The organism is Microcoleus sp. LAD1_D3, assembly GCF_036702135.1.
In the GTDB taxonomy this organism is placed as follows: domain Bacteria; phylum Cyanobacteriota; class Cyanobacteriia; order Cyanobacteriales; family Microcoleaceae; genus Microcoleus.
On the sequence record NZ_JAUBSB010000048.1, the window covers coordinates 13,674 to 38,381 of the forward strand.

Annotated in this window: 24 protein-coding genes; 10 read left to right on the forward strand and 14 right to left on the reverse strand. The window is 46.8% G+C overall.

Going from position 1 to position 24,708, the window contains the following annotated elements; translation table 11 throughout:
* Positions 1-155: 155 nt before the first annotated feature.
* The 4 genes from obgE to QUA74_RS22140 all read right to left on the reverse strand — a co-directional run bounded on the left by obgE (position 156) and on the right by QUA74_RS22140 (position 4,791).
* Positions 156-1,196 carry a GTPase ObgE gene (gene obgE, locus QUA74_RS22125; protein ID WP_333333519.1) on the reverse strand — a complete coding sequence of 347 codons (1,041 nt, stop codon included), beginning with the start codon at positions 1,194-1,196 and terminating at the stop codon, positions 156-158.
* Between the two features lie 496 nt (positions 1,197-1,692).
* A complete protein-coding gene (locus QUA74_RS22130; RefSeq protein ID WP_333333521.1) occupies positions 1,693-2,589 on the reverse strand; it encodes a Mo-dependent nitrogenase C-terminal domain-containing protein in 897 nt (298 codons plus the stop codon).
* Positions 2,590-3,006: 417 nt separating this feature from the next.
* Positions 3,007-4,080 carry a class I SAM-dependent methyltransferase gene (locus QUA74_RS22135; protein ID WP_333333523.1) on the reverse strand — a complete coding sequence of 358 codons (1,074 nt, stop codon included), beginning with the start codon at positions 4,078-4,080 and terminating at the stop codon, positions 3,007-3,009.
* Between the two features lie 399 nt (positions 4,081-4,479).
* Positions 4,480-4,791, reverse strand: a complete 312-nt coding sequence (locus tag QUA74_RS22140; protein WP_333037125.1) for a 30S ribosomal protein PSRP-3 — start codon at positions 4,789-4,791, stop codon at positions 4,480-4,482.
* A 177-nt stretch (positions 4,792-4,968) separates the two neighbouring features.
* Between QUA74_RS22140 and QUA74_RS22145 the strand changes: the two genes are divergently transcribed.
* Positions 4,969-5,757: a TIGR01548 family HAD-type hydrolase gene (locus QUA74_RS22145; protein WP_333333525.1), complete on the forward strand. Its 789-nt coding sequence runs from the start codon at positions 4,969-4,971 to the stop codon at positions 5,755-5,757.
* A gap of 150 nt (positions 5,758-5,907) precedes the next feature.
* Here the strand turns inward: QUA74_RS22145 and QUA74_RS22150 are convergent, their stop codons facing one another.
* Positions 5,908-6,726, reverse strand: a complete 819-nt coding sequence (locus QUA74_RS22150; protein ID WP_333333526.1) for a tetratricopeptide repeat protein — start codon at positions 6,724-6,726, stop codon at positions 5,908-5,910.
* Positions 6,727-6,807: 81 nt separating this feature from the next.
* On the opposite strand from QUA74_RS22150, the gene QUA74_RS22155 reads away from it, so the two are divergent.
* Positions 6,808-7,596, forward strand: coding sequence for a cobalt-precorrin-6A reductase (locus QUA74_RS22155; RefSeq protein ID WP_333333528.1), 789 nt, complete (start codon positions 6,808-6,810; stop codon positions 7,594-7,596).
* Positions 7,597-7,914: 318 nt separating this feature from the next.
* Here the strand turns inward: QUA74_RS22155 and QUA74_RS22160 are convergent, their stop codons facing one another.
* The 4 genes from QUA74_RS22160 to hpsA form a co-directional block, all read right to left on the reverse strand.
* Positions 7,915-8,520 (reverse strand): prepilin-type N-terminal cleavage/methylation domain-containing protein, encoded by a 606-nt coding sequence (locus QUA74_RS22160; RefSeq protein ID WP_333333530.1) that lies wholly within the window; start codon positions 8,518-8,520, stop codon positions 7,915-7,917.
* A gap of 58 nt (positions 8,521-8,578) precedes the next feature.
* Positions 8,579-9,619 carry a hormogonium polysaccharide secretion pseudopilin HpsC gene (gene hpsC / locus QUA74_RS22165; protein WP_333333532.1) on the reverse strand — a complete coding sequence of 347 codons (1,041 nt, stop codon included), beginning with the start codon at positions 9,617-9,619 and terminating at the stop codon, positions 8,579-8,581.
* Positions 9,620-9,683: 64 nt separating this feature from the next.
* On the reverse strand, positions 9,684-10,352 hold the full coding sequence (gene hpsB, locus QUA74_RS22170) for a hormogonium polysaccharide secretion pseudopilin HpsB (protein ID WP_333333534.1): 669 nt from the start codon (positions 10,350-10,352) through the stop codon (positions 9,684-9,686).
* Positions 10,353-10,398: 46 nt separating this feature from the next.
* The gene (gene hpsA / locus QUA74_RS22175; protein WP_333333536.1) at positions 10,399-15,618 is read right to left on the reverse strand and encodes a hormogonium polysaccharide biosynthesis protein HpsA; all 5,220 of its coding nucleotides are present in this window, start codon (positions 15,616-15,618) and stop codon (positions 10,399-10,401) included.
* A 577-nt stretch (positions 15,619-16,195) separates the two neighbouring features.
* On the opposite strand from hpsA, the gene QUA74_RS22180 reads away from it, so the two are divergent.
* Entirely contained in the window at positions 16,196-16,960 is a 765-nt protein-coding gene (locus QUA74_RS22180; RefSeq protein ID WP_333333538.1) for a sulfotransferase domain-containing protein, read from the forward strand.
* 234 nt (positions 16,961-17,194) lie between these two features.
* Here the strand turns inward: QUA74_RS22180 and QUA74_RS22185 are convergent, their stop codons facing one another.
* From QUA74_RS22185 to QUA74_RS22195, 3 genes are read right to left on the reverse strand one after another with little or no spacing between them, the layout of a single operon-like run.
* Positions 17,195-17,602: a hypothetical protein gene (locus QUA74_RS22185; protein WP_333333540.1), complete on the reverse strand. Its 408-nt coding sequence runs from the start codon at positions 17,600-17,602 to the stop codon at positions 17,195-17,197.
* Positions 17,592-17,807 carry a hypothetical protein gene (locus QUA74_RS22190; protein ID WP_190693640.1) on the reverse strand — a complete coding sequence of 72 codons (216 nt, stop codon included), beginning with the start codon at positions 17,805-17,807 and terminating at the stop codon, positions 17,592-17,594. Before QUA74_RS22190 ends, QUA74_RS22185 begins: the two co-directional genes overlap by 11 nt.
* 55 nt (positions 17,808-17,862) lie before the next feature.
* Complete coding sequence (locus QUA74_RS22195) at positions 17,863-18,078, reverse strand: plasmid partition protein ParG (RefSeq protein WP_333077478.1); 216 nt, start codon at positions 18,076-18,078, stop codon at positions 17,863-17,865.
* Positions 18,079-18,306: 228 nt separating this feature from the next.
* Between QUA74_RS22195 and QUA74_RS22200 the strand changes: the two genes are divergently transcribed.
* From QUA74_RS22200 to QUA74_RS22210, 3 genes are all read left to right on the forward strand, one after another.
* The gene (locus QUA74_RS22200; RefSeq protein WP_333333543.1) at positions 18,307-18,519 is read left to right on the forward strand and encodes a hypothetical protein; all 213 of its coding nucleotides are present in this window, start codon (positions 18,307-18,309) and stop codon (positions 18,517-18,519) included.
* 142 nt (positions 18,520-18,661) lie between these two features.
* Positions 18,662-19,522, forward strand: a complete 861-nt coding sequence (aroF, locus tag QUA74_RS22205) for a 3-deoxy-7-phosphoheptulonate synthase (RefSeq protein WP_333333544.1) — start codon at positions 18,662-18,664, stop codon at positions 19,520-19,522.
* A 301-nt stretch (positions 19,523-19,823) separates the two neighbouring features.
* On the forward strand, positions 19,824-20,021 hold the full coding sequence (locus tag QUA74_RS22210; protein WP_333174861.1) for a heavy-metal-associated domain-containing protein: 198 nt from the start codon (positions 19,824-19,826) through the stop codon (positions 20,019-20,021).
* Positions 20,022-20,193: 172 nt separating this feature from the next.
* Here the strand turns inward: QUA74_RS22210 and QUA74_RS22215 are convergent, their stop codons facing one another.
* On the reverse strand, positions 20,194-20,604 hold the full coding sequence (locus tag QUA74_RS22215) for a metalloregulator ArsR/SmtB family transcription factor (protein WP_333333546.1): 411 nt from the start codon (positions 20,602-20,604) through the stop codon (positions 20,194-20,196).
* 146 nt (positions 20,605-20,750) lie between these two features.
* On the opposite strand from QUA74_RS22215, the gene QUA74_RS22220 reads away from it, so the two are divergent.
* The gene (locus tag QUA74_RS22220) at positions 20,751-20,918 is read left to right on the forward strand and encodes a metallothionein (protein ID WP_333333548.1); all 168 of its coding nucleotides are present in this window, start codon (positions 20,751-20,753) and stop codon (positions 20,916-20,918) included.
* 289 nt (positions 20,919-21,207) lie between these two features.
* Complete coding sequence (locus QUA74_RS22225) at positions 21,208-21,468, forward strand: DUF7219 family protein (RefSeq protein ID WP_333285303.1); 261 nt, start codon at positions 21,208-21,210, stop codon at positions 21,466-21,468.
* 116 nt (positions 21,469-21,584) lie between these two features.
* On the opposite strand, the gene QUA74_RS22230 is transcribed toward QUA74_RS22225, so the two are convergent.
* On the reverse strand, positions 21,585-22,661 hold the full coding sequence (locus QUA74_RS22230) for a metal ABC transporter solute-binding protein, Zn/Mn family (protein WP_333333550.1): 1,077 nt from the start codon (positions 22,659-22,661) through the stop codon (positions 21,585-21,587).
* Between the two features lie 90 nt (positions 22,662-22,751).
* Between QUA74_RS22230 and QUA74_RS22235 the strand changes: the two genes are divergently transcribed.
* Together QUA74_RS22235 and QUA74_RS22240 are read left to right on the forward strand one after the other, a co-directional pair.
* Positions 22,752-23,471 (forward strand): metal ABC transporter ATP-binding protein, encoded by a 720-nt coding sequence (locus QUA74_RS22235; RefSeq protein ID WP_333333552.1) that lies wholly within the window; start codon positions 22,752-22,754, stop codon positions 23,469-23,471.
* Positions 23,472-23,756: 285 nt separating this feature from the next.
* On the forward strand, positions 23,757-24,596 hold the full coding sequence (locus QUA74_RS22240; protein ID WP_333333554.1) for a metal ABC transporter permease: 840 nt from the start codon (positions 23,757-23,759) through the stop codon (positions 24,594-24,596).
* Positions 24,597-24,708 lie beyond the last annotated feature (112 nt).

The window sequence follows — 24,708 nt, forward strand, 5'->3', positions numbered from 1 at the left end:
AAAGCTATACACAGCAATGATTGCAGCATTTCCGTGAACCTCATTTTTCAGCATAGAGGCTCAAACCCTTGCCGCACCAGCCATACAGCCTAAAGATTTGACCCCCTCAAAAAAACACCTACCCCTTCACGGAAATTTCAGGAACCAGAAAGCGATTAAACACTCGCGACGGCTTCGAGTTCCGCCGCCTCTTTTTCGTTCATCTCGTCGAGTTTCTGCCAAACTTGCTGCATCAATTCATCCAACCCAACTCGACTCACAGCGGAAATCAACAAAACAGGAGCGCCACTCCTTTCTTTAAGTCGGCTGATTAAATTACGGATTTCTTCGCTTTCGAGCTCGATCGCATCTACCTTATTAAAAGCCAAAATCTGCGGTTTATCGGCTAAACCACGCCTGTAAGCCTTTAATTCTTCCTGAATTGTGACGTAATTGGCGATCGGATCTTCATCCGTAACATCGATCAAATGCAGCAACAACCGAGTCCGCTCAATGTGCCGCAAAAACTCGTAACCCAAACCAGCACCTTCGTGCGCTCCTTCAATCAATCCCGGAATGTCTGCAAACACCGTACCGTCTCCAGTCGGTTTTCTGACTACGCCCAAATTCGGGACTAAAGTTGTAAAAGGATAATCTGCTATTTTGGGGCGAGCTGCCGACAAAGCTGAAATTAAGGTAGATTTGCCAGCATTTGGCATCCCGAGAATTCCCACTTCAGCTAATAGCTTCAATTCCAAACGCAAAAATTTGTGTTCTCCTTCTTTTCCCGGCATCGCATAATCTGGAGCGCGGTTAGAATTGGTCAAAAAACACTTATTCCCCAAACCGCCTTTGCCACCTTTGGCAACGCAAAAAGTCTGTCCGGGCGTCACTAAATCTGCTAAGATTGCCTGAGTTTCTGCGTCGTAAACAACTGTACCGCAGGGAACTTCGATCGTGCGATCGTCCCCAGAAGCCCCAGTCATATTCTTGGGTGCGCCCCGCTGCCCGTCTTCGGCTTTAAAAATCCGGTTGTACTGAAAATCCAGCAGCGTTTGCAGGCTTTCCACTGCCACCATAAACACAGAACCGCCCCGCCCGCCGGTGCCGCCGCTGGGCCCGCCCGCCGGTACATACTTTTCTCTGCGAAAAGCTACCATACCGTCGCCGCCTTTGCCGGCTGCGACTTGAATATCTGCTCGATCGATAAATTGCATAATTTAGTCAGTAGTCAATAGTCATTAGTCATTAGTTATTATGATACCCGATCCAAGTACCATATTTCTCTTTTCCTTTAGTCCGCGTCGGCGGACTACAGCCAAGTTGAGTCGCGATTTACACGGGCCAGAAAAATATTATACCAATTTTTTAAAGTAGTGGAGAGCGAAAGATTGTACGCGACCATTTGTAGAGAAACGGCACTGCCGTGTCCGGCTCCTCAATCTGCGAGTTTTAATAATTTGTATAAGATTGAGGATGGTACCAAAACTTTTGTTGAATTAGTATTATCAAAGCAGATTTGATATGAGCAGGGCTTACCCAAAAAAACTCAATAAACCGGGTTTTTCTACTGGGGCCGATAGCTGTAACGATGTTTTTTCCTAGAAAAACCCGGTTTTTGCGTCTTGGAGGAATTAGTAGTCCTTAGTTAATAGTTACAGTCATTAATCCAAAATTTCACAAGAATGGCTAATCACTAATGACTACTGACTACTAACAATATGAGGATACATCTTCCTTACATTCATCTGCCAAATAGCAGAGAGCTCGAAAGCGCATCCCTACTAACTGTTCGTAAAGCGGGTTAATCTGGCACATCGCCGGAATGTGGACGATTTTGCGACCAAATAACACGACATCTCGCTCAAACGGACACTGGGGCGGAATAATTTTACAGACAAAGTGTGCCAATTTTGGGTCGTGAATTTCCCAGGCGTCAAGCCAGTCTTTGACGGGTTGCAGGACATTTTTTTGGTGAGGTTTAGGTAGCGGAGATGAAAGGGGTGTTCCGGCGGGGGGGGCGACATTCGCATCAAAGACGATTTGGCTACTGGGCCCCTGCGGCTCATCGCACTTGCTGTCTTCGATGGTGTGTCGCAGAGCTTCGATCGCCTCTACATTGTGACCCAAAGCTGTGCAAAACTTATAGATTACCTCGTCTTCGCTGAGCGAGTAGGTACCGTCTGCCAAAGCTACCATGACTGCTGTCCTCAAAAAATCCTCGCCTTTGGCGGTGTCTTTCCCTAACACAGCGGCTAATTCCTCTGGGGCAATAGGTTCAAAACCCGTCTCAAAAGATACCAGGTGTAGTTCATCCTGAGTTAGATTTGCAATCATTTTTTGCTCGTCTTCGTCAAAGTTGCCGTCTGCCCAAGCAATTGTCAGCAATCCCCGCAGCCAAGCAGTAATCTCTTCATTGGTGCAGGAAGATTTAGCGTTACTCATTAGCATTTCCACTTGGATGTACCAGTCAATTTGTTCGTTTACAGCGGGCTCAATATTCCCCTCCCCATAATTTTTACTGTTTTTTTGGTCGAGGGATGATCTATTTGTAGAAGGTTTGTGCCCGAAGATTGCTCCAAACGCTTGTAGTGGACGTGTTAAAAGCATATTTGTTTCTCAGCAGCATCGCTTACTAGCGAGCTAATCTATTGGCTAATCCTATTCCCTAAAAAGTCATCTATCGGGAGGAATAGGTTGGTTGAATTCATCTTAACTCTAGTTGCACCCATCGAGATGACGATCGAATTTTATGCAAACCCGATTGCCATTAGCAACCCAATTTTTCGCAAGAAATCAAAGGTTGGCAAGCGTTGAATCTAATCAGACACTGGGTTTGTCACCCAAGGGCGATCGAACTTCGCTCTCTTTATATCTTAATATATATTTTTGTAAATTTTTGTGTATGGGCAGCGTCATATTAACAGCAAGTCGGATTTAAGCTGTTGAAATAAAAATATCTGAGGAAACTGTTACCGCCGATTAACAGTTGTGATTGCTGTGTCCGCCTAGAAATGACAAAAGTTTTTAACTTCGGCGGCACAAAATCCAGCGCAATTCCATGGGCGGGCGTGCGTTTGCCATCGGGAAGACATCTCGACCGGTGGCCCAACTGGGAAACCAGGGGGTTGGTGGCCAGGCTCCTTCCGGCAGGTGGTGGCGTTCATATTCAAACACCAATTCATCGGATATTTGGACTAAGGGCAACCCTTCCATGGCGGTAGCGAGTTCTTGGGGCGTAAATAAAGTAGACCAGGAGAGTTGGGCAACTTGTCGCACGAGGGCATCTGGCTGGTAGTCGCCGACGGTTAAAAACGTGCTGAACAGCAACAAACCTCCGGGACACAGGGAATCGCACATTTTAGCGAGGAAAAGCCGTACTTGATCGCTGTCTCGAAAATGTGAGATGACTTCGGCGGCAACTGCCAACTGATAGCGGGCAGGTTTCATCCGCATTAAGGGGTCGAGCACATCGCCTTCAGTCACTGTCACGGGAAGGTTTTCGGCTGTTACTGCCGCTTTCAATTGTTCTGCAAAAGCGGGAGTTAGCTCGATCGCATCTACAGAATAGCCTAATCTCGCCAGCGGCAAGGTATTGCGGCCGGTACCAGCCCCCACGTCCAAAATCCGCACTCGATCGGGTGTGCCCAATTTAGCAGCCGTTGTCATCAATTTTGCGTCTGGATGAGAGCCGAAAAGCGGAGGTTCTCTGGTGTCTACCCAGCTTTTGTACTGTTCTCCAACTGTTGAGGTAGTAACAATCACTTTGCAAGCTAAACCCGTTTGCGGTGGCTGCACTGATTCGTATTGCAGGATCAGCATCGATGCTGTGGAGGTGCGGTAGCCTTGTTCTAACTTGGTGGCTAAAAGCTTGCTCAGTTCGTCTCTGCGGTCTTCGGGCAGGGGTCTGTCGAGAGTGCTAAATAGCTTTTCTATGGACTTGAGATAGTGGCTTAGCATTCCCGGTACGCAGGGGAAAATTAATTCTCCGCGAGCGTTTATGCGAGTATTAATTTTGTAGAGGATAGCTTGCTGGAGAATGTCGGGATTTACTACCAGCGGTAGCTGTTCGGTCTGGTTTATTGTACTTTCGGCGCCCATAGATTCCGCGAAGAAGTCATTAGTTATTAGTCATTAGTCAGCAGTCATTAGTCATAGGGAAGTCCGTTGAGAGCTGACTGTACAATTTAAAAGTATAAAAAAGCCGATTTAAGATTTCTTTGGTTTCGTTGCTTAGTATTTTTAAGATTGTTGAAAAGGCGATTTTAGAGCTTTATTTTGCATAAATTCCCAATCTCTAATCTCAAATCGATCGACCCAGCCCAAAACCCGATTAGGTCTGAAAATCGGAGTTAGTATCAAGATAAGCTGTAGCGAATTCAAATTTTATCTTTCACGGCGAGGTGGAAAAAGCGTCAAATCCTCTCGCCTTCTCCCCTCTCTCCTTCCCCTTGTCAGCCATAACAGGCAATTTATATGGGTAGCAACTTAAAGCTGGGCTTAGTTGCTGCCGGTAAAAGTCACTAGGGGGAACCTTGACTGAGCTTCAGTCATCGGGCGCCGTCTGCCTTCCTCTTGCCAGTAGTTGATGACTTCTGTGGCTTGGTTGAGGATTTCGACGCGATCGTTATCAGCAATCCAGTGTTTGGCTTCGAGTTCGTTTTTGAGGTCTTCCCAGGCATCTTTGCGGGGCCAGAAAAAGTAGGATGTCAGCGGGCTAGTTCCTTTGCCGACCACTTGGTCAACGGCGAGGGCAACATTCTCTTCTAGCCAGAGAACTTTTAAGATGAACTTGGACAAGCAAACCTCCAGGGTTCCGATCGAACTTGTTAAAAATTTCTACAATCGCTAAGCGTAGCACACTCTGTTCGATAATTGGTCATCGACCATAAAAAGTTTTGTGGCACGGCTGGTTTTAGCGCCACTCAGGGGCTGGCAACAGATAAAATTTGGGTTCTCACGCGCCCTAGGTACAAGGATGGTTAAGTTGTGAACAGAGTTATTGTAGTCTTCGACATTGACGGTGTGGTGCGGGATGTGTCCGGTTCCTACCGGCGGGCAATTGCCGATGCGGTGGAGCATTTCACGGCGGGTGCTTTTCGTCCGAATTCTCTCGATATCGACTCTCTGAAGTCTGAGGGAGTGTGGAATAATGACTGGCAGGCGTCTTTCGAGTTAGTGTGCCGTTATTTTGAGGGGATTGGGCGATCGAGAAACGAACTCGCTCTCAACTATGACGAATTGGTGGCTTTTTTCCAAAGTCGCTATCGCGGGCCCGATGAGAAAAATTGGACTGGTTACATTTGTGACGAACCGCTGTTGTTAAGTCCGGCTTACCTGGAAAATTTAACAGTTGGGGGCATTGTTTGGGGCTTTTTTAGCGGGGCGATGCGGGATGAAGCTGCTTATGTTTTGTCAGGGAAACTGAGTTTAAATTCCCCGGTGTTGGTGGCGATGGAAGATGCACCGGGAAAACCCGATCCGGCTGGACTTTTCGCGGCAATTGAACAGTTGGAAAACCTGCACGGTTTAGAAAAAAATTTGCCCGTGATTTACGCGGGAGATACTGTTGCTGATATTTACACGGTTGTGAAGGCGCGGGAAGTGCAACCAAATCGGGTTTGGCTGGGGGCCGGAATTTTGCCGCCTCATGTTTTGGATGATGCTATGCGCTGCGAGGCTTATGCTGCGGCGCTGAAAACTGCTGGTGCAGCAGCGGTTTTCAGGAATGTCGAGGAGTTGACGGCTGCGCGGATTTGGGAATTAGTCAATTGTTAGTTGTCAGTTGTCAGTTGTTAGTTATCGAAATAACAAATAACCAATGATATCGTTTCCGGTTGTATCGGAATAATAATATCGAGTCAACAGTCAACAGTCAACAGTCAACAGTCAACAGTCAACAGTCAACAGTCAACTTTCCCTTTGAGATTATTTCAAGTGCAAGAATTTGTCTAAGGCGCTGACTACAACTGGTGGCCAGCGACGGTTATTGGCAACCCAATCGAGGTCTTTGTAGCGGGCATCGAGGCCGACTGCGGCTACCCAATTGCTCTCTGCTTCGCCGCGCTTTCCTGCTTCCCAAAGACAGGCGCTGAGGGCGGCTCTCATGTCGGCAAATTGGGGGTATCTGCGGACGATGTTTTTCATGTTGCGAATGGCTTCTTTGGTTTGCCCGTTTTGATAAAGTGCGAGGGCGTGGTTGGCGCGGGCAAAGGCGTATTCGGGGGCTAATTCAAAGGCTTTGCTGTAGTCGGCAATTGCTTGTTCCCATTTTCCTAAACCTGCTTCGGCGTTGCCTCGGTTGTTGTAGGCTGCTGGATCTTGGGAGTCTAATTCTAGTACATGATTGTAGTCGGCGATCGCTTCTTGCCAGCGTCCTAAACCTTCTAAGGCGGTGCCGCGGTTTAGGTAGGGATCGGGGGCGTCGGGTGCTAGTTCGATCGCTCTTTCGTAGTCGGTAATAGCGGCTTGTAGTTTGTTTTGGCTGACTCTAGAATTGCCTCGGTTGCTCCAAGCGGCGGCTTGTGAGGGAAATTTGTCAATGATTTGAGTCCAAAAAGTTTCTGCGGCGGGAAATTTGCCTTCATTTGTAGCTTCAAAAGCTTTTTGAACGAGTTCTCCCAATTCCTGTTGAGGATCTGCGATATCTGTTGGCTGTACTTGTGCGGCAACGGGCGCGATATTTCCTAACCATACTAACCCGGTTACAATTAATACTGTAAAAAATGTGAAAAGTGAGCGAATCATTGTTGTTGGTCGTTTAAACTTTACTAGACATATTATTAACCGAAATTGCGGGCGTTGCTTGGATAAGTTAGGGATAATTTGGTGAAAAAACGGTTGCTAATTTTGGGCGGGACGGGGGATGCTGCTGAACTGGCGGTAAGAGCGTCTCAAATTGCTGAAATTGAGGTGATATCTTCGCTAGCAGGACGCACTCAACAGCCTTTTACCCCAAAAACGGGTACGGTGCGAATTGGGGGGTTTGGTGGGGCGGCTGGGCTGGCGGCGTTTTTGCTCGTTAGCGCAGCCCGCCCCTACGGGGGCTACGCCAACGGAGAGGATCGCCCGATCGACTTTTTGATTGATGCTACTCATCCGTTTGCGGCTCAGATTTCTGCTAATGCTGCTGTTGCTGCTGCTGAATGTAATGTGCCCTTTTTGATGCTGGTGCGTCCTGCTTGGGAGAGGGTGGAGGGCGATCGCTGGATTGATGTTGCGGGCCACTCGGAGGCTGCAAGGGCTTTATTAGGGCAGTCTCAGCGGGTGTTTCTCACCATTGGTAGGCAGGAATTGGCTGCTTTTGCTGGTTTGGATGCTATTTGGTTTTTGATGCGGGCGATCGATCCTCCGGCACTAAATACTCCTATTCCTAATGGTAAATTGTTATTAGCAAGGGGGCCTTTTTCTTTGGAAGACGAGCGCCAATTACTATTAGAATATCAGATTGATACAATTGTTAGTAAAAACAGCGGGGGCGGTGCTACTTATGCGAAAATTGTTGCGGCTAGGGAACTGGGAATTCCGGTGGTGATGGTGCAGCGGCCGCCGATTCCCGATGTTGAGCAGGTTGCTGATGTTGAAGGGGCGATCGCTTGGTTAGTTAAGCAGTTATGATATCCAATTCGTTAGCATCGGAATAGTAAATTCGAGTTCACTGTTCACTGTTGACTGTTCACTGTCAACTGTCAACTGTCAACATCATTCCGGTGTTACCGGAAATGATATTAGTAGGGTTTCAAACATCGGCCAGGTTATGTCTTTGAGTAATAGTTGATTTTCTGGCTGGATGATTATTTGTTTTAGTTCTAGCTGCATATTTTGACATTTTTAATAGGATTTGAAATATCAAATAATTTAAGTTAATATACTTTAGCAATTCAGAACTTATGCGGAATTGCTGTTAGAGATTAAGATTAAATTTATTGAAAGCTATTAGGGGCACCCAGTTACGGGATCATTTCCTTCAGCAGTTCTCATGCCTCCTATGATAGTTTCCACGATCGCACACTGCTTAGCACCACCGTTAACAGTAGAAACTGTGGCAACAAATCGACTAACATTTGGATTTACTGATGTATCTAACGGAAGTCCATTTACGTTTCCCAGGTAATCAAAAGTGATTGAGGGTGCATTATGACTAAGTGCAATGGTGCCGGGTGGAATTTCGCCTCCACCATCTAACTTTTGCTCACTACCACCCGTAGCTAGTGGCGGGTTAAACGTAATTGTTGGCGGATCAACAGGTGGAGCAGAAAATGTAACTGTGATATCGCGCTTAGTTCGCTTTGCTTCGCTTTGTGCTAGTCGTAATGATTGGAAAACGCGATCGTTCACTGTGCGAACTCTTTGTCTGTTGATGAATCCCAGCCAGCTTGGAGCCGCGATCGAGCTGAATATACCTATGATTAACGCTATCACCAGCACTTCTAGAAGCGTGAATCCTCCATCATCTTTTCTGGAGGCAGTTTTGTGGAAATTAGGGCTGGGCTTGGCAGCACACTTATGCAAAAGTTTTAATAATATGGGTGGGGTTTTCATGGTACTCTCCTATTGTTTATCAGTGGCCGACGGTTCGGAAATGTGTTTCAGAAATTCGTTATTTTCCTAACCCACCTAAACCTTGTACTTGCACGGTTGCTGTTGGGAAATATGCCGATTTCGTGGTCTCATAATCAGCATCAGTTTGAATGCGGCGTAGGCTGTTTCCTCTGAGCGTCACTCTGGCTATGTTTTTAGATGTATCAACACAAGCGTAAAAGCTGTGGTTTGAGCTGTCTGTTATGAGTAAATCGTTTGGATTGAATGTTGCTGGTGGTGGTGGTGGTGTTACGGAAAGAAGAGTTTGACACTGATTTCCGGTTGGTGTTGGAACATTAGTGCTACTGTAGTGGATGTAATTAACCAATACTTCAGGAGGGGGAAAATTGGCTCCCATCGTCACATTTACTGTGGGCTTATTAAAGTCAAAGTCTTTATTAAAGGCTTGACTGCCTTTTTGAGCATCACTTAAATCTGCCGCATCGTAATAAGGTTTTGTGGCATCTATTGTGTAGGGATTTCTAACTGGCTCCCTAATTTCATAGCGAGCAATACGGGTAGGACAATTGCCTCCTGAAGGCTGACACCAAATAGAGTTAGGAGCAGTATCTCTAATCTGGTAGTAGGCAACTAAGGATAGTACATAAGTGTCGTTGCACTCACTACCGCTAGCAGGGCAAGCGCTTGGTGTTTTTGCAGTAACAGCCGAATTAATAGGAACAGCATTTTTAATTAGCTGTCGCTTCCAGAAAACTAGAATTGGAGTACCTGTGGTATTTGCAGGAGCAGGAGGAAGTTTAGTCGCGGGGTTAATAGCAGTGATTCCTGCCTGATCGTAAATATAAATAGCTTGACTCAAATCTTGGGCGATGAAATCAACGGCGGCCTGAAGGTCTTGCTCGGTATTTGACTTGACTTGTTCCCTCCTGTCGGTATTCAGCATATCGACTACAAAACCGAGCATCGGCGTAATGATTAAAAACGCCATAATTGCTCCGACCAATAGCTCAACCAGGGTCATGCCCTTTTCTGTTGGAGCTGGCCCGGAGCGGTTTCGCTGGTGCTGAGTTTTGAGAAGCAACCTGAGTAAAGTTTTCATTTTGACTGTTTCCTTTGCCAAATGGGGGGAGCGATTTTAAATTTAATAACGGGGACTTTGATGATTACTGACAGCCGGCGGCGCCATTAATGCGAGTACACAAACTGTTGTAAGCACCTTGTCGATCGCTAGCACCTATTTCTGTTCTCATTTCTACCAAAGGCGCTCGGAGATTTCCCAGCCCTGCGCTAGTAACTCCTTGCTGTACTTGTCGGTTTTGATCGGCTTGAATTTTCTGAGTTGTTAGTGCACCCACGCCACTAGCAAAAGAACTTGCCCTGTAAACCCGAACAATTAAGCTGTAGCCTGTTTTTGCCGGATTTGTAGCAGCGGGTAAGTTGTTATAGTAGTAGCCCTGAACTACAAGGTCTTCATTGCTGCCAGCGGTACAGAGTTGATCTCCATCTTTGTCTATGCAGTAAAGAGCGTTGATGTTGTTGCCTGGAGCGGGGGTGTCCTCTAATTTATTGCCTGTTGTGGACGGATCAGGAAACCCGTTAGTACCTTGTTTGAGCGCCTCAGACCTGAGCGCCTCAATATAGGTTTTGGCGGCTTGAGTGGCCATTTCTATCCGTTTGGCTTGTACGCGAGTTGCTACTGAGAAAGCCATCACAGGGGCGATCGCAATCATCAGCACCGAAACTACAATCATCGCTACCAATGACTCGATAATCGTGTAGCCGGCTTCTTGAGACTTATGTAAACTACTTTGTGGCTGTTGGCGTTTGATCATAGTAAGCACTCCGCATTTGGAACTCAGGAATGTGAGGGTTTAAAGGTTAGGAAAGGTTAGGACAGTCTGTTCTTGGTTTTGTAGCGCTGTCATTGGCAGCATAGTTACCAGAGAAAGTGCGAGCGGTGTCGTTGTTCAATTTTTCAGCGCACAACAAAGCTTTTACCCAATCATCATCTCGGCTGATTTCTCTGAAATATTCGTCAGGTTTTTGTTGAGTAGCAGGGAGAGTGAACTTTTGGGCGAACAAGTCAGGGGGCTGTGAAAGCAAACCTACATCAAATCCCCATAGCCGATCGGGTGCAACGAAATAGCCGATCGCACCTAATGCGTTTTGAACTCTGTAAATGCTGCGGGTATCCGCCGGAATGTCGAGGCGACTGTCGAATATTTTGGCGTTAAAAGGAGAAGTATTAGCGATATCGAGAACTGATTGGTAAGGAGCAGTTGCGTAAGCACTGCGCTTGAATTGGATAAACGAGCCCGCGATCGAGGTAGTTAGTTCTCTCCAATTTTCCATAAAGCGCGGTAAGTTTTGCATACCTCCATTGGTTTCTCCAAGGCTGGGAGAGAGAGCCCGTGAAGGAACGTCATTTGAGGCGACTATGAGGTTAAACTCTGTATTTCGCGCTCTTTGCATCCATCGCGTTCCGTCGTTGGCGTTGGGGCCTTGTATAGGAACCAAACCAGCCACAGGATTAGAATTTGTGGCCTGAATCTGCAAAGTAGGTCTTAGCTGTGGCTGCTCAACATTAGCTGTTGGTAGTTTGGCGTAAAACAGAGGGTTAGCATTGCCATAGTCAATTTGGGTCGGAGTGTTGGGAGCAAGGGGAGTTTTGGTGGTCGCATACCAAAGAGCGTTATCTGCTAGCTGAGGCTGACCAGTGACAGGAGTTATGGCAGTACCGTCCACAGTGACCGCAGTTGTGGAAGTAGCATAGAAAGCTACTGCATTGCTAGTAATTCCCAGCGCGATAGGGAGGCTGTTGGGATTATCCAAAACCAGCTTACCTGAGCTGTCTCGCACAAAAGCTACGCGACGGGGATATCGTCTATCTGCTGGATCGATAGCTGGTTTAGCTGTTGTACCCGACAAAAGTAGACCGACTGGGGTAGCTGCAGGGACAAGCCTTGCTTTTTGTATTTCAGTAGGTTCAAATTCCCCAGCAGTACCACCATCAATACCCACTACCCAGTCACTGGGGGCGCAAGCTGAAACAGGCAACTTCCGGCAAATTTCCATGACATACTCTGGAAATTTAATTGCATTATTAGCCCGTCGCTGAACTGGCGTAATGAAATTGTTGAAGTATGAACTGTTGGGAGCAGCACCTATGTTAGTGCGGTAGTTTTCGTCTTTTGGTGAAACGGTAGTTCCCGCGCTTAGCCCGACCTTTTCTTGGTTGATAATGTCAAAAGCAGCACCGCTACTCAAACCGTTAGTGACGTAGTTGTTAGCACCAAAACCGTTAATCCTGCGAACGGCTTTAGCCGTTACATCCGTCTCTTTAACAGTCGTATCGATCTTATTCCCATTGCCATTGAGGTCAAAGTCGAAGGTAACTTCACTAACTGTATTAGTACCTAGAATACCATTGCCATCGAAGTCATAGCCGACAATTGCGCTACCTGCATTATTTCTCAGGTCAAAATCTCCGTGATTGCGGATACCGTACCGGAATCCTTCCTGTAAATTAGCTGACTCTGGCTCAGAAAGCAGCGTGATCGCATCCGAGAGCACTGTTGCCCCTCGCCAATTATCGCTGCCAGCGCATTTGCCAGGGTATCGGGGATCGCCGAGGCGACAAGCAAAATTGGGATTCAGGTCTGTACCTAGGCGACCGTAGAAAGTGCTAGGAGTCCAATCAAAAGGATTTGCAACACCTGTACCAAATTCTCTCTGGGTGTGTGTGTTAAATGCGCCTTGGATGTACACCGGCAGGTTAGAAGTCAACAGTAAACCCTTCTCTTTGAGTACGTCTGTCACCGTGGCGACAGTTGTCGGCCGACCCAAGCTAGATCCGTTAATCAGCATAATTCCGTGGGGTCTGCGGCTGGGGTCTAGCCGAGAATCAGTTGAACTGCTTAGTTTGCTGCGGGTTTCATCAATGGTGCCAAGACTATTCGCAGGGCGATCGCTGCGATCGGGTGCTGCATCGTCACGGCTGGCGTAAATTAGGCCGCTGTAAGGCAGCATATACTCTGGGTTAAGGGTGTTGATGACGGGCTGTCGCTGGTAGGGGATGGTTTTTGTGTTTCCCCTGAGCTTATTGATATCTAATTGCGTGACCCGGATTTCTAGGGGTTGTCTTTCTGCTAGGGGAAGGTCGTAATTTCCTGTTAGCTTCGCGCTCTGAGCGCCACCACCCAAAGGACTGCTGAGGCTGTAAGTCTCGTCCACCGCAGTAGCTGGGTCGTCCTTGTCGATCGCCTTAACTTCCCTAGGATTGAGAAAAGCAACTTCCCGAATTGTCCCGTGATCCAGATAGGTGGTAGAAAAGCCTGTAGTCGGATCTGCCAAAATTTGCAAAGAGCAAAGAGTGGAGTCGATCGCAGCTTTTTCCGACAAGCTGCGTTCGCCGTCAACCTTCTGCAAAGCCTTCCTTAAGTTCTCATTGACAAACCGACCATCGGGGAAAACGATACTGGCTTGATAATTCAAGCGTTCCTCTATTGTTCCGGCAGTCAGCGGTGGCAGACTCGATGCGTCTGTCTGGAGAGCGGCTGTCAAAATTGCACCTATACCCGCTCTCGCTGTTGGAGGGTTGTAGCCGTAGACAATGCCGTTGTTGGATTTACCATTTGCGTTTTGTCCCGATGGCAAACCTGGACGATTGAGACTGGAATCAAATAGAGTTCCACCCTTGCTGTATCGGTAGCTGGGATCGTAATAGCTGCTGACACAAGCCAGCGGGGTATCAGCTAATTTATCCGTTTGAGCGCCTGGGCTTGGGTTGTTTGCGTAGTGATAGATCGCAGTGGCGCGCATCCGCAAGTCGCCCTTAGCATACTGGGGAGTCTTGGGGTCGATAGTTCCGGTTAAGTTTGACCCCGGAGTTGTGGGCAAAGCGTTCCAATCCGTCGCCGTCAAATCAGTCCAGCCAATAGTACCAGCAGGATTATTGTTATAAACTTTAGAATTCGGGCCGGGTGACATCGGCATGGAGTCGGGCCAAACAACAGGGAACTTTTCTACTACAGCAGTAGTTGCCGGATCGTCGTAGAACTCCGATACTGCATTAGCAGCAGGGTTGAAGACTTTAGGAGGTGGCAGAAAAGAGTTTGTGCGCTCGTAAACACCCGCACCCGTGATTACCCGCAATCCGCCAATGCCATCAACGGCTGTTTCAGGTGCTTGGGCTGCACTTAGTTCCCAAAAGCCGTCCCTATCTGCTCCCCCTACATCAGCGAACTGCTTCACTTGGGGTTCCCGGTAGCGTTGGCCCCCATCCAGCCAATCAACTCCTAATATGTCTCTTCCTTCCTCACCTTCACCCACAAATTTGGGAGGGTTTAAATCGCTTCTCCACCTCAGTGCTGGTAGATTGTTCCCTACGATTATGCGATCGCCTAACTCGGATTCTTTATTATCTTCCTCTACCTTTTCCGGGCTGTTGGCTGCCAGCCTGACTGTTGTATTGAGTCCTGTGTTGGCATCCGAAGGTATAACCCAGGCATCCACCGGTCGCAGTTCATCCCCTGTACCGACTAATGGAGATGTAGTCACCACTTTTGTTGTAGGGTCAACAAAGCCAATCAATGCGTCTCCTGTGGCCGACACTTCTGCAAAAGGCACCTTCCGCGTCCGCAATCTAAAGTAAGATTCCAGCTTTTCTCTGCGAATCTCCTCTTGACGAGCCGCGCTGGGAGGAGTGGGGTCGGTTTCCTCATCAACTTGTTTGGCCAAGGCATTTTTAACTTCCAGGGGATCGGAATTAGCGGCATTCTTTTCCTGTTCGGAAACTAACAGGCCGATGCGATCGGAATAAGCCTTGTTATTGTAAATAACCCCTAAAGCACCTGCGTTGTAGGCTACAGATTGCTGATCTGGGCCTTTGATTGATTTTCCTAGTTCTGGATCGGTAGCAGTTGTCCCAAATAGATGAGCTCCTACTTCAGTGGAAATGTTGCCCGGACCTCCCGAAGTGCCGTTTACCACATTACCGCTAACGATTATTTTGCTATTTTCTAGGTTGTAAAAACAAGATTCTTTGCTGCTAACGAGATAAAATGTTACTGGCCCCGTGTTCGTGTGAGTGACAACAAAGTTACTATTAGTAAATATTCGTCCGTTCAGACGTAGCGCCGGGCCGGGAGATACTTCTAAGTCATCTTCATAAACCACCGCATTATTTTGTAGTGGAATGCGTTTTTGGTCTTGTTGATACTCCAAAGCTGAGAAACTTGGAGATCCTTTAAATTTTTCGTAGTTGGCTGGTGTAGCCACTCCCGTAAGATCACTAATCGGCACGTTCACCGTGTAGACAAAGAAGCTTTTTTTGAGTACGCCCTCTGCTTTGTACCAGTCCGAACTGCCTACCAAACTAGCGCTAGTACCTGCGGCTGCCTTGCAGATCGCGCTGGTAGTACCGGATACCGACATAGGAGGGGTTCTGGCTTCTAAACCCTTTCTAGCTCTATTAAACTCTCCTGTGTCCGGATCGCGAGGTGGACTGCGAAAATATATTCCGTATAGAGTGTAGGTATCAAATTTACCATTGTTGTCAGTATCTACAGGGAACCTCCAAGCGGTATTTATTCTCTCACTTTCATTGATCTTAGTTAGATCTGTAGGGGCTGGATCAATAATTCCATTTACATTATTAAGATCAACCTTAACCTGTAAAACATCCTCATCTCCAAATTTAAAGCGAGCTGAATCCAGCGCTTGGTAAACGCTCAATTCTGATGGTGTCTCAAGTGTTCCGCTTCCTTGAGGGGATAAGGCATACTGAATTTTTGCTTTTGCCCGATCGAGCGCCGGAGTCGCGGCCGCCAGCACCTGCTGGTTCACGCGCACGTTACGCGCCGTATTCGCCCGATCAAACGATCGCAGCGTAATCGCCACAGTCAACAAAATCACTACCAGCAACACCATCGTCACCGTCGGCAGCACAAACCCCGCCATCGGTAGTCTTGCCCTCCGGCCCATAGCCATCAGGGTTTGCAGCATTGCTCTCATCAGCCGCTTCGCCCCGGATCTGGTAACACCAGCAATCCGCCGCAGCAGGGATACGATAACTTTGGATAATTTGCTCTTAAACATTGACGCCTTCCTGAATAATTTCAGTGATGGTATTGCAGGTAGTTACTGCTCGACAGTACAATCCCATCTTTATAGTTCCCATTTTTTGCAACTTGCATATCAGCCTCTTGCACAAATTTAAATCTGTACTTTGGCTGAAAAATAAAACCCACAAACCCGCAACCAAAATCGCCGCCGATCATATATTTTTCAGCGAAAAATTTGCCCTGCAAGGATGAGAGTTCCCTAACTCCACTCTAATCGAGTTAAATAGAAATGTCAGTACCAAGAGCGAGAGTGAATTCGATCACCCAAAAACAGTGATTGCGATCGTATTCGACGTATTGCCCAGCCCTTGCGGCCTTTGTTTGTGTGCTCGCGTCGCTAGCAGTTTCAACCACCGGAATCTACAATCAAGATCGGGCAATGGAATTATGGTTAGGCCTATCGGTGCGATCAAATCTAAATTGGGCGATCGAATTGCCGTAATGCCCCCAAGTGTGATCGAATTTCCGTAATGCCCCTAAGTGCGATCGAATTTCCGTTTTACCCTTCGGGGCACTGTCAGTACAACTGCAAAATATAAAACCTACAACCCATGAAACAAACTCCCAAACCCCCAGACTTCATCATCATCGGCGCCCAAAAAGGCGGAACAACATCGCTTTATGCCTATCTCACCCAACATCCCCAAATCGCCCATGCCACCGAAAAAGAAGTACATTATTTTGACTTAAACTTCGACAAAAGCCCAGACTGGTACTATGCTCAATTTCCCCTGCCCAAAAACGGCCCCAAAAAAATCACCGGAGAAGCCAGTCCTTACTACATATTTCACCCCCACGTTCCCCAGCGAATTTATGATTTATGTCCCAAAGTTAAAATCATCGCCCTGCTGAGAAACCCCGTCGATCGCGCAATTTCCCACTACTATCATTATATCAGAATAAAATACGAATCTCTCTCATTAGAAGAGGCGATCGCCGCCGAGCCCGAAAGACTCAAAGGCGAAATGGAAAAACTCCTAGCCAACCCCAAATACTATAGTTACGAACACCAACACCACAGCTATCTAGCCCGCGGTATTTACGCAGATCAACTCCCAGCCTGGATGAAACTTTTTCCCAAATCACAAATTTCAATCATCAAAAGCGAAGACTTGTATAGCAACCCAGCAAAAATCTGCAACACAGTCCTCGAATTTTTAGGCTTACCGCCTCACCAACTAAAAAGCTACGGCAAGCTCAACGCCAGCGAATATCCCCCCATCAGCGAGACAGTATACGACCAATTGAGAGCATATTTTCGATCGCACAATCAGAGATTAGCCGAATTGTGCGATCGAGACTTCGCCTGGGACTAATAATGTCATTCGTGTCAACAATCGCCTAATACCAATTTTTTATGAGGTTGCATAGAATCCGATCGCCCCTAGCCAAGGGCGGGCACGGGGGCACCGCCCCTACTAAGGGGGGACAAGATTCCGATCAAAGTCCCCCAACAATCAGGGGGATTTAGGGGGATCGAGATATGTGCAACTTCACATTAAATTGGTATAAAAACCTTTTTTGTGCCAGTTGGGCTCAGGACTAAAATATTAAGCAACGGCAGTAGCATTTGCTTCCAGAGGCTCGATTTCCTCCGGTGTAGCGTGACGGCGCGGATCATTAAAGCTGCGTGCCGCTAGCCAGTTAGAATTTTGCGCCGCCTCGCAACCAATCACGTAAAGCGAAGATTGATTAAAAGCAGCCCAGAGAGCATCACAAGCCTCTTTATCCATCAGTGAATCGGCGATGGGGCGATCGTGAATCAGAGCAAATAAATCAAACTCATTTCGTTTGGGATTCCACTGATATTGCAAAGTAGGAGCATAACCCATTTCGATCAATTGTGCGATCGCGCGATCGGGCGTATATCCGTCCAAATGCACCCGATTGAGATAGATAGACACTTGGACATACTCATCTCTGGCAGGTAGCAGTCGGTAATTCGAGTTAGTCATCATTATTTGTCTCCGTGCAGTAGTAATAAGAGCGGCCTGCAATATCGGGGCGTTTTTCAGCCTTCATTTTTTGCTGAGCACATCGTCGCTTAGCATAAAGGTCTTTTTCAATTTCAGTCTCGCCGGGGGCATAAAAAGGACGTTGAGGAAGCAGTTCGGCTTCTAAATCCTCCCAAGATTTCTCTGGGTTGTCTGAATCTCTCAGCATTTGTCCCTCGCGGTTTGTTCGAGGATGCCGTTTATTCGATATAGTCGATCGGTCATCAGTCTGTTTCCTCAGTTTTGGCGATCGTCTTGACGCGCTGGGGTTTTGGCTCTAAAACGGGTTCGTTTTCCTGTAACCAAGTTTCGATGTACTCCAACAGAACCTCATTCATGCTGAGGCTACGCATGGCGCAAGATGCTTTGAACTTGGCTCTTGTCTCTTCAGGTAGATAGATTTTTACGGACACAGTTTTACTTGTAGTCAAAGTTTCCATATCGCTATATCGATTTGTCTATGTGTCTAGCCTGACACACAGGCGCGCGATCGGATAGAGTCGCTTGTCGATATAAGGACTTATCGGCTTGTCCCTATATCGATATAATAACAGACATAGCCAAAAAACGACAACCGCGCCGACTTAAACGCCATTGCCCTTTCCATACATTTTGCAAAAAAATGCTTGACATTCCTACCAGTCTGTGCTAGGTTATCGAATAGTATTGTGTTTAACCCACAAATCGCAGCACTTCACCTATGTTCACAGCCAACAGCTATTTTTATTTTTGGTACAGCCAAGTTCGCCCGGAGTGAATTGGTAATTCACTGTGAACATCCGGGCGAACCGCAGATTAACACCTGCGGTTTTGTTTTTTCTACTTCTTTTCCCAACAACCAATCGAGTACAAGCGAAAACAGCAATGACATTATTCAGTAACTGGTACAGCAGCTTTTATTTTTGGCCCAACCAAAGTTCTGGGTAAATTGTCGCGCTGTCTTTTCGCACGAACCCGGAACTCCTAAAAGTTCCGGGTTTTTTATTGTCAACCACCCACTTAAATTTCCAGGAAAATACCCTCATGTTAGAAGCCAAACTCGTAACCAAATCTCATCCCGAACACCAAACAATTGTCAAACTCTCAGAAACAGTCTCAGTCGGCGGCCAAGAATTATTAATCATCGGCGGCCCCTGTACCGTCGAAAGTTCCCAACAAATGGAAACAGTCGCCCGCCAACTATCCGGCGCATCCGTGCAAGCTTTGCGAGGCGGAGTCTACAAACCTCGCACTTCTCCCTATGCTTTCCAAGGGATGGGAATTGAGGGACTCGAAATTTTAGCCGATGTCAGCCGGCGTTACGGTTTGCCCGTGGTGACAGAAGTAATGTCGATCGCCCAAATCGAGCCAGTTGTCACCTATGCTGATATGCTGCAAATAGGTAGTCGCAATATGCAAAACTTCGAGTTACTAAAGGCGATCGGTCAAGCCGGAAAACCAGTCCTGCTAAAACGCGGCTTATCAGCCACAATCGAAGAATTTGTGATGGCCGCCGAATACATTCTCAGCCACGGAAATCCTCATGTAGTTCTCTGCGAAAGAGGCATCCGCAGCTTCGACAATTACACGCGAAACGTATTAGATTTAGGTGCAGTCGTAGCGCTAAAACAGTTAACTCATTTGCCAGTAATTGTAGACCCTTCTCACGCCGTCGGCAAGCGAGAATTAGTCGCACCACTAGCCAAAGCAGCGGTTGCTTGCGGTGCAGACGGATTAATTATTGAGTGTCACCCGCAACCGGAAAAATCGGTTTCTGACGCGCGGCAAGCTCTTTCTTTACCAGATATGGTAGATTTAGTTGCGAGTTTGCGCCCTGTAGCCACCGCAGTTGGGCGGTGCATACCATATATTAATGTGCCTTCAGAGGTATTAAGTTTGAAGTGATATTGTTAGGACTAATGCCAACTGTCACAACTAGGCGTTAACTGTTAGGTACGTAGTTGCGCTTCAGCGCTCTTTCCTAAGCTAAGAGCGCTGAAGCGCAACTACATACCTGTGTTTAATCTGCCAGTTGCCATTAGTTCTAAATGTATAACTTTTAACGTCAAACTCTACAGTAATTTTTAAGCGACTTGAGCTTTGAGGCAGGAGTTTAAACCCCTGCCAGAATCGGCGAAAGCGCGTGTTTCACGAATTTAGATTAAAATAAAAAATAATACTGTCATCTACGAAATCTTGCTTAATTATGGCAATACTACTTAACGTTCCCTCGATCGTCTGCTCCGGCTGCGCTGATACAATTACCAAAGCCATCAAAACTGTTGACTCCGGTGCTACTGTCAATGTGGATGTCGCAGCTAAGACTGTTACAGTTGAAGCTCAAGCTTCTGAAGAGTCAATTTCACAGGCGGTTGTTGCTACGGGCCACACCGTCGAAGATTGATATTGAGTTTACAGCCCTCCGCCAGAAACCGGGTTTGATAGGCGAGAATACTTGGTTACAGCCTGTAGATACGGCAAAAAACCCGGTTATGAAGGTTTACACCAAGAGAGGGCGGTTTCACCAATATCTTCGAGGCGAACGATATTAGTCAACCCGCCCCACGCCCAAAAGCTTAATCTGCTTCGTCTAAGTGTTCGGCGACTGCTTGGTAAAGTTCCAAAACGTGGCGATCGAGTAAACTATAAAAAACTTGTCTCCCAACCTTGCGGTAACTTACCAACCGCATCGCCCGCAATGCCCGCAACTGGTGCGATACTGCTGATTCGCTCATACTCAACGCCGCAGCCAAGTCACACACGCACAGTTCTTGTTTTGCCAAAACCGACAGCAGCCGCAGCCGATTTGCATCTCCCAAAAGACTGAAAAACTCTGCCATCCGCTGGGCTTTTGCGGTGTTGAGAACTTGTGTTTGGATGTCGCCGGCCCGCGAACTGTCAACTCGGTGCGGGCGATCGCACGTTGGTGTATCGTTTTCTTGGTGAGTCTGACTTATCGCTCCGTTAACAGCAGAGTTTGGTGACATCTTTTCCAGGCTTGTTTTAATTCTCATTTTCATTTTAGTGCGATCGACAAACCTTTTGTTACAAAACTTTTACATTCCCTTGACTTATATCTGAATATGTGTTCAGATATAAGTATAGACAAACAACCCCACCAGGAGAATGTAAAATGACTACTGCCACCCAAACAAAATGCGCCTGTCCTTCATGCTCGTGTGTTGTCAGCCTCAGTTCCCCCATAGAAAAAGACGGCAAACAATACTGTTCCAGTGCTTGCGCTGACGGCCACCCCAACGGCCAAGGCTGCGGCCACACCGGCTGCGAGTGCCACAAGTAAATATTCGCCTTCACAAAAGGTTAATCAACCACTTTAAAATCTATCTAAAGGGAGATGCGAACAGCGCATTTCCCAATTTTTTTGCTTTTAGGTTAAAGAAAAGTTAAGATAAAGCTAACTTAAGGTTAAGATTGCATTAATAGACTAAATACAGAGCGAAAAAGCACAACTGCTACTTACGCAATACAATAGAAGCAAGTTAGGGGCGCGATACTGAGTACAAATAGTGCTATTAACAGCAGAGACCGAACCAAAAGTTGAATACCAAAAGTTTAATTAGGAGGGGGCAATGAAAGAGCGGGAAGATTTTTTACATCCTCGCAATCGCTACTACGGTGATTTCACGCCAGAAAACTTGGCGTTTAATGCCAACTTGCAGGAGTTTGCTCAAAAAATCACTTATATTTGCTCGCTGGAAACTGGGGGAAAAATTAGCGCTGAGAAAGCCTATAAAGATATTAAAGCGCTTTGGAAAGACTTAAAATCCTCTAAGAAGCAATTGGGAATTGGCCAAAAACCCCCCAGTACCGAGGAGCAAAATTCACCTTAAAGTCATCGCAGCAAATGCAGCGTTTACAATCGAAAACCCCTGCGATTGCGAGTGCTGCATTTTGCTTCGTACCCAGCAAATGTAAGGTGCTTGGTAGTAGGCGAACTTTAGACAGTCTATGGTTTAGGAGTTGGTGCAGTTTCTCCTGCAAAGGCAGTACAATTACCGCCGAGGCCAGAAATAATCGCGCAAGTATTAGTTTTCAGCATTCCCTGATAGGTATCAGCACCAGTGCCGGGGCCACCCAACTCGTCGCTGTAAAGTTCCTTGTCGGAAATTTTGACATTTGCCTCCCTCGCCACAGTCTCCATCAACTTCGGATTAGTTGTAGTTTCGGCAAAAATTGTCGGCACTCCTGCGGTCTTAATTTGTGAGGACAATTCGGCAATTCTTGCTGCAGTGGGCTGTTCCTCTGTTGTCACACCCTGCAAAGCTCCAGCATTCTCCAAACCGTAAGCATCGGCATAGTAACTCAGAGCATCGTGAGTTGTTACTAACTTGCGTTTTTCTGGTGGAATAGTCGCAATTTGAGCTTTTATCCAAGTATCTATTTTTTGCAACTCATCTGTTAAGCTTGCTGCATTTTTTGTAAAAAGTTGAGCATTGGCCGGAGAAACTTTGATCAATTCATCCCGAATTGTTTCTACCATACGGATGCCATTTTGAGGGTTATGCCAAACGTGAGGGTCAGGGACTTTTTCGCCTTCTGCATGGGGTTGGTTTTCCGCTTTCTCTTCACCATGTTCGTGCTCGTGTTCGCCTATCAGCGGTTTGGGAACTGCGAGTTCGTGTACGGCGATTTTGGGCGCGGAATTACTGCTGGATTGAATTAACTTAATGATGCTGGGTTCGTGGTTGTAGCCGCCGTATAAAATCAAATTGCCCGTTTCAATCGCTTTGCGGTCTTCCGGCTTGGTTTGGTAGGCGTGGGGGTCGTCTCCCGGCTTGATCAGACAGGTGGTGTCGATCGAACTTTGAGCAATTTCTTTAGTTATGTCGCAGATAACGCCAGTCGTGGCCACGACTTTTGGCAAGTTGGCGGCCCGACTGGCTGGAGTTTGAGTTGCGGCGGGACTCTCTGGCGCCCGATTGCTGGCGTTCTGTCCTCCACTGCACGCAACCACTCCGCAGCCTATTGCCAAAACAGCCGTACCCCACAATCTGCGGGTTTTTCCAGCCAAGTTGTTTAACATTTTCACCTTTGGAACGATAATCGTTATTGCTTTTTCGAGTTATCCTATTCTAGTAGCTACGAACAAGAATCGTTCTCAAAATCTCTAATTATGCTAGAAGTGCAAGACTTGGCTGTCAATTATCGCGGAATTTCCGCCCTCAACAGCGTGAATTTCCATTTAGAATCGGGGCAATTAACTGGCGTGTTCGGCCCCAACGGCGCGGGGAAAAGCACGATGGTGAAAGCGATGCTGGGATTGATACCCACCTGTCGGGGCTTGGTGAAATATCAGGGGCGACTGCTGAAGGAACAGTTGTCGCGGGTGGCTTATGTGCCGCAGCGATCGCAAATTGACTGGGATTATCCGATTACGGTGTGGAATGCGGTAATGATGGCGCGAACCGTTCAGACTGGTTGGTTTCGCAGTCCCTCGAAGCAGTCCCAAGAATTGGTCAAAGCTGCTTTGCTGCGGGTAGGAATGTGGGATTTGCGCGATCGGCAAATTGGCGAACTGTCTGGGGGACAGCAGCAGCGAATTTTTTTAGCAAGGTCGATCGCCCAACAAGCCGATTTATTCTTCTTCGACGAACCTTTTAATGCGATCGACAAAGCAACCGAAGAAATTATTTTCGATATTTTTGCCGAACTAAAAGCAGAAAATAAAACCTTGCTAGTAATCAGCCACGATTTAGGCGAAACTTTAAAACAGTACGACAATTTATTATTGCTAAATAAGCAGTTAATTGCAACTGGTACCTGCCGGGAAGTGCTCACAGCAGCCAATATTCAAAAAGCCTATGGATACGATTTAAGTTTAGTTTCGGCGTAAGCAAAAAAAGATTTATCTTTAAAATTGATAGTGGCACGGGCCTCCCGCCTGTGCAATTGATAGTGGCACGGGCCTCCCGCCTGTGCAATTGATAGTGGCCCGGGCCTCCCACCTGTGCAATTGATTAGACCTCTTGCAAAAATAATTAGGACGGGCTCTCCGGCCCATCCCACAAGAAAAAATAACTCTTGTGGGATAGACATCTTGCCCGTCCCATCAATTGATGAAAAGGATTTTTGCAGAGATCTATTGTAGTTGAAAAAATCCTATTATTGACGTAATTCAATGTTAAACCTACTAATTGAGCCACTACAATTCGAGTTCATGCGAAATGCGATCGCTGTGGGCGTTTTGCTAGGAATTCTCTGCGCCGTTGTTGGCTCCTACTTAATTGTACAGCAAATGGGAATGATGGTTGACATGATTGCCCATTCAGTATTAGCAGGATTGCCGGTGGCTTTTTCTTTAGGTTTCAATATTTCTATCGGCGCGTTTATATCGGGAATTATCAGCGCCGTAATTATGGCGTGGATTCAATCGCAATCACGCCTAAAGATTGATGCAGTTATGGCATTAATTTTATCTACATTTTTAGCAATTAGCGTGACGTTGATTAGCTTGTTGCGAACCACAAAATTAGACTTAGACGGTTTTTTATTCGGGAATATCTTGTCAGTTGCACCTGCTGACGTGCAGCAGACTTTTGTCATAACTTTGATTATTTTGGCGACCGTTAAAATGTTTTATAAAGAACTGCTATTTTATACTTTTGACCCGCAGGGAGCGCAAGCGTGCGGTTTGCCTGTAAACTGGATTTATTTGGGGATGATTTCGGCGATTACGCTGACGATTGTTGCGAGTTTGCAAACTGTGGGGGCGCTGTTAGTAATTTCGCTGTTAATCGGGCCGGGAATAACGGCGTATTTGTTGGTAAAAGAGCTACATTTTATGATGGGATTAGGAGCCATTATTGGGATTATAGCTAGCGTGATTGGTATGTATCTCAGCTATTATTTAAATGTGCCATCGGGTGCGGCAATTGTATTAGTTATTTTTGGGTTATTTTTAGGGGCTTTGCTGTTGAGTCCCACTCAAGGAATTTTGACAAGAAAGAGAGGAGAATGAGTACCGGGATTGTTGGTGAGGGTGGGCGGGTTTTGTTCTGAGATGGTTGGCGATCGCCCCAATCACTAGGCTAACGCGCCCTACAAATTATGCGTTTTTTAGAGTTAAGCTA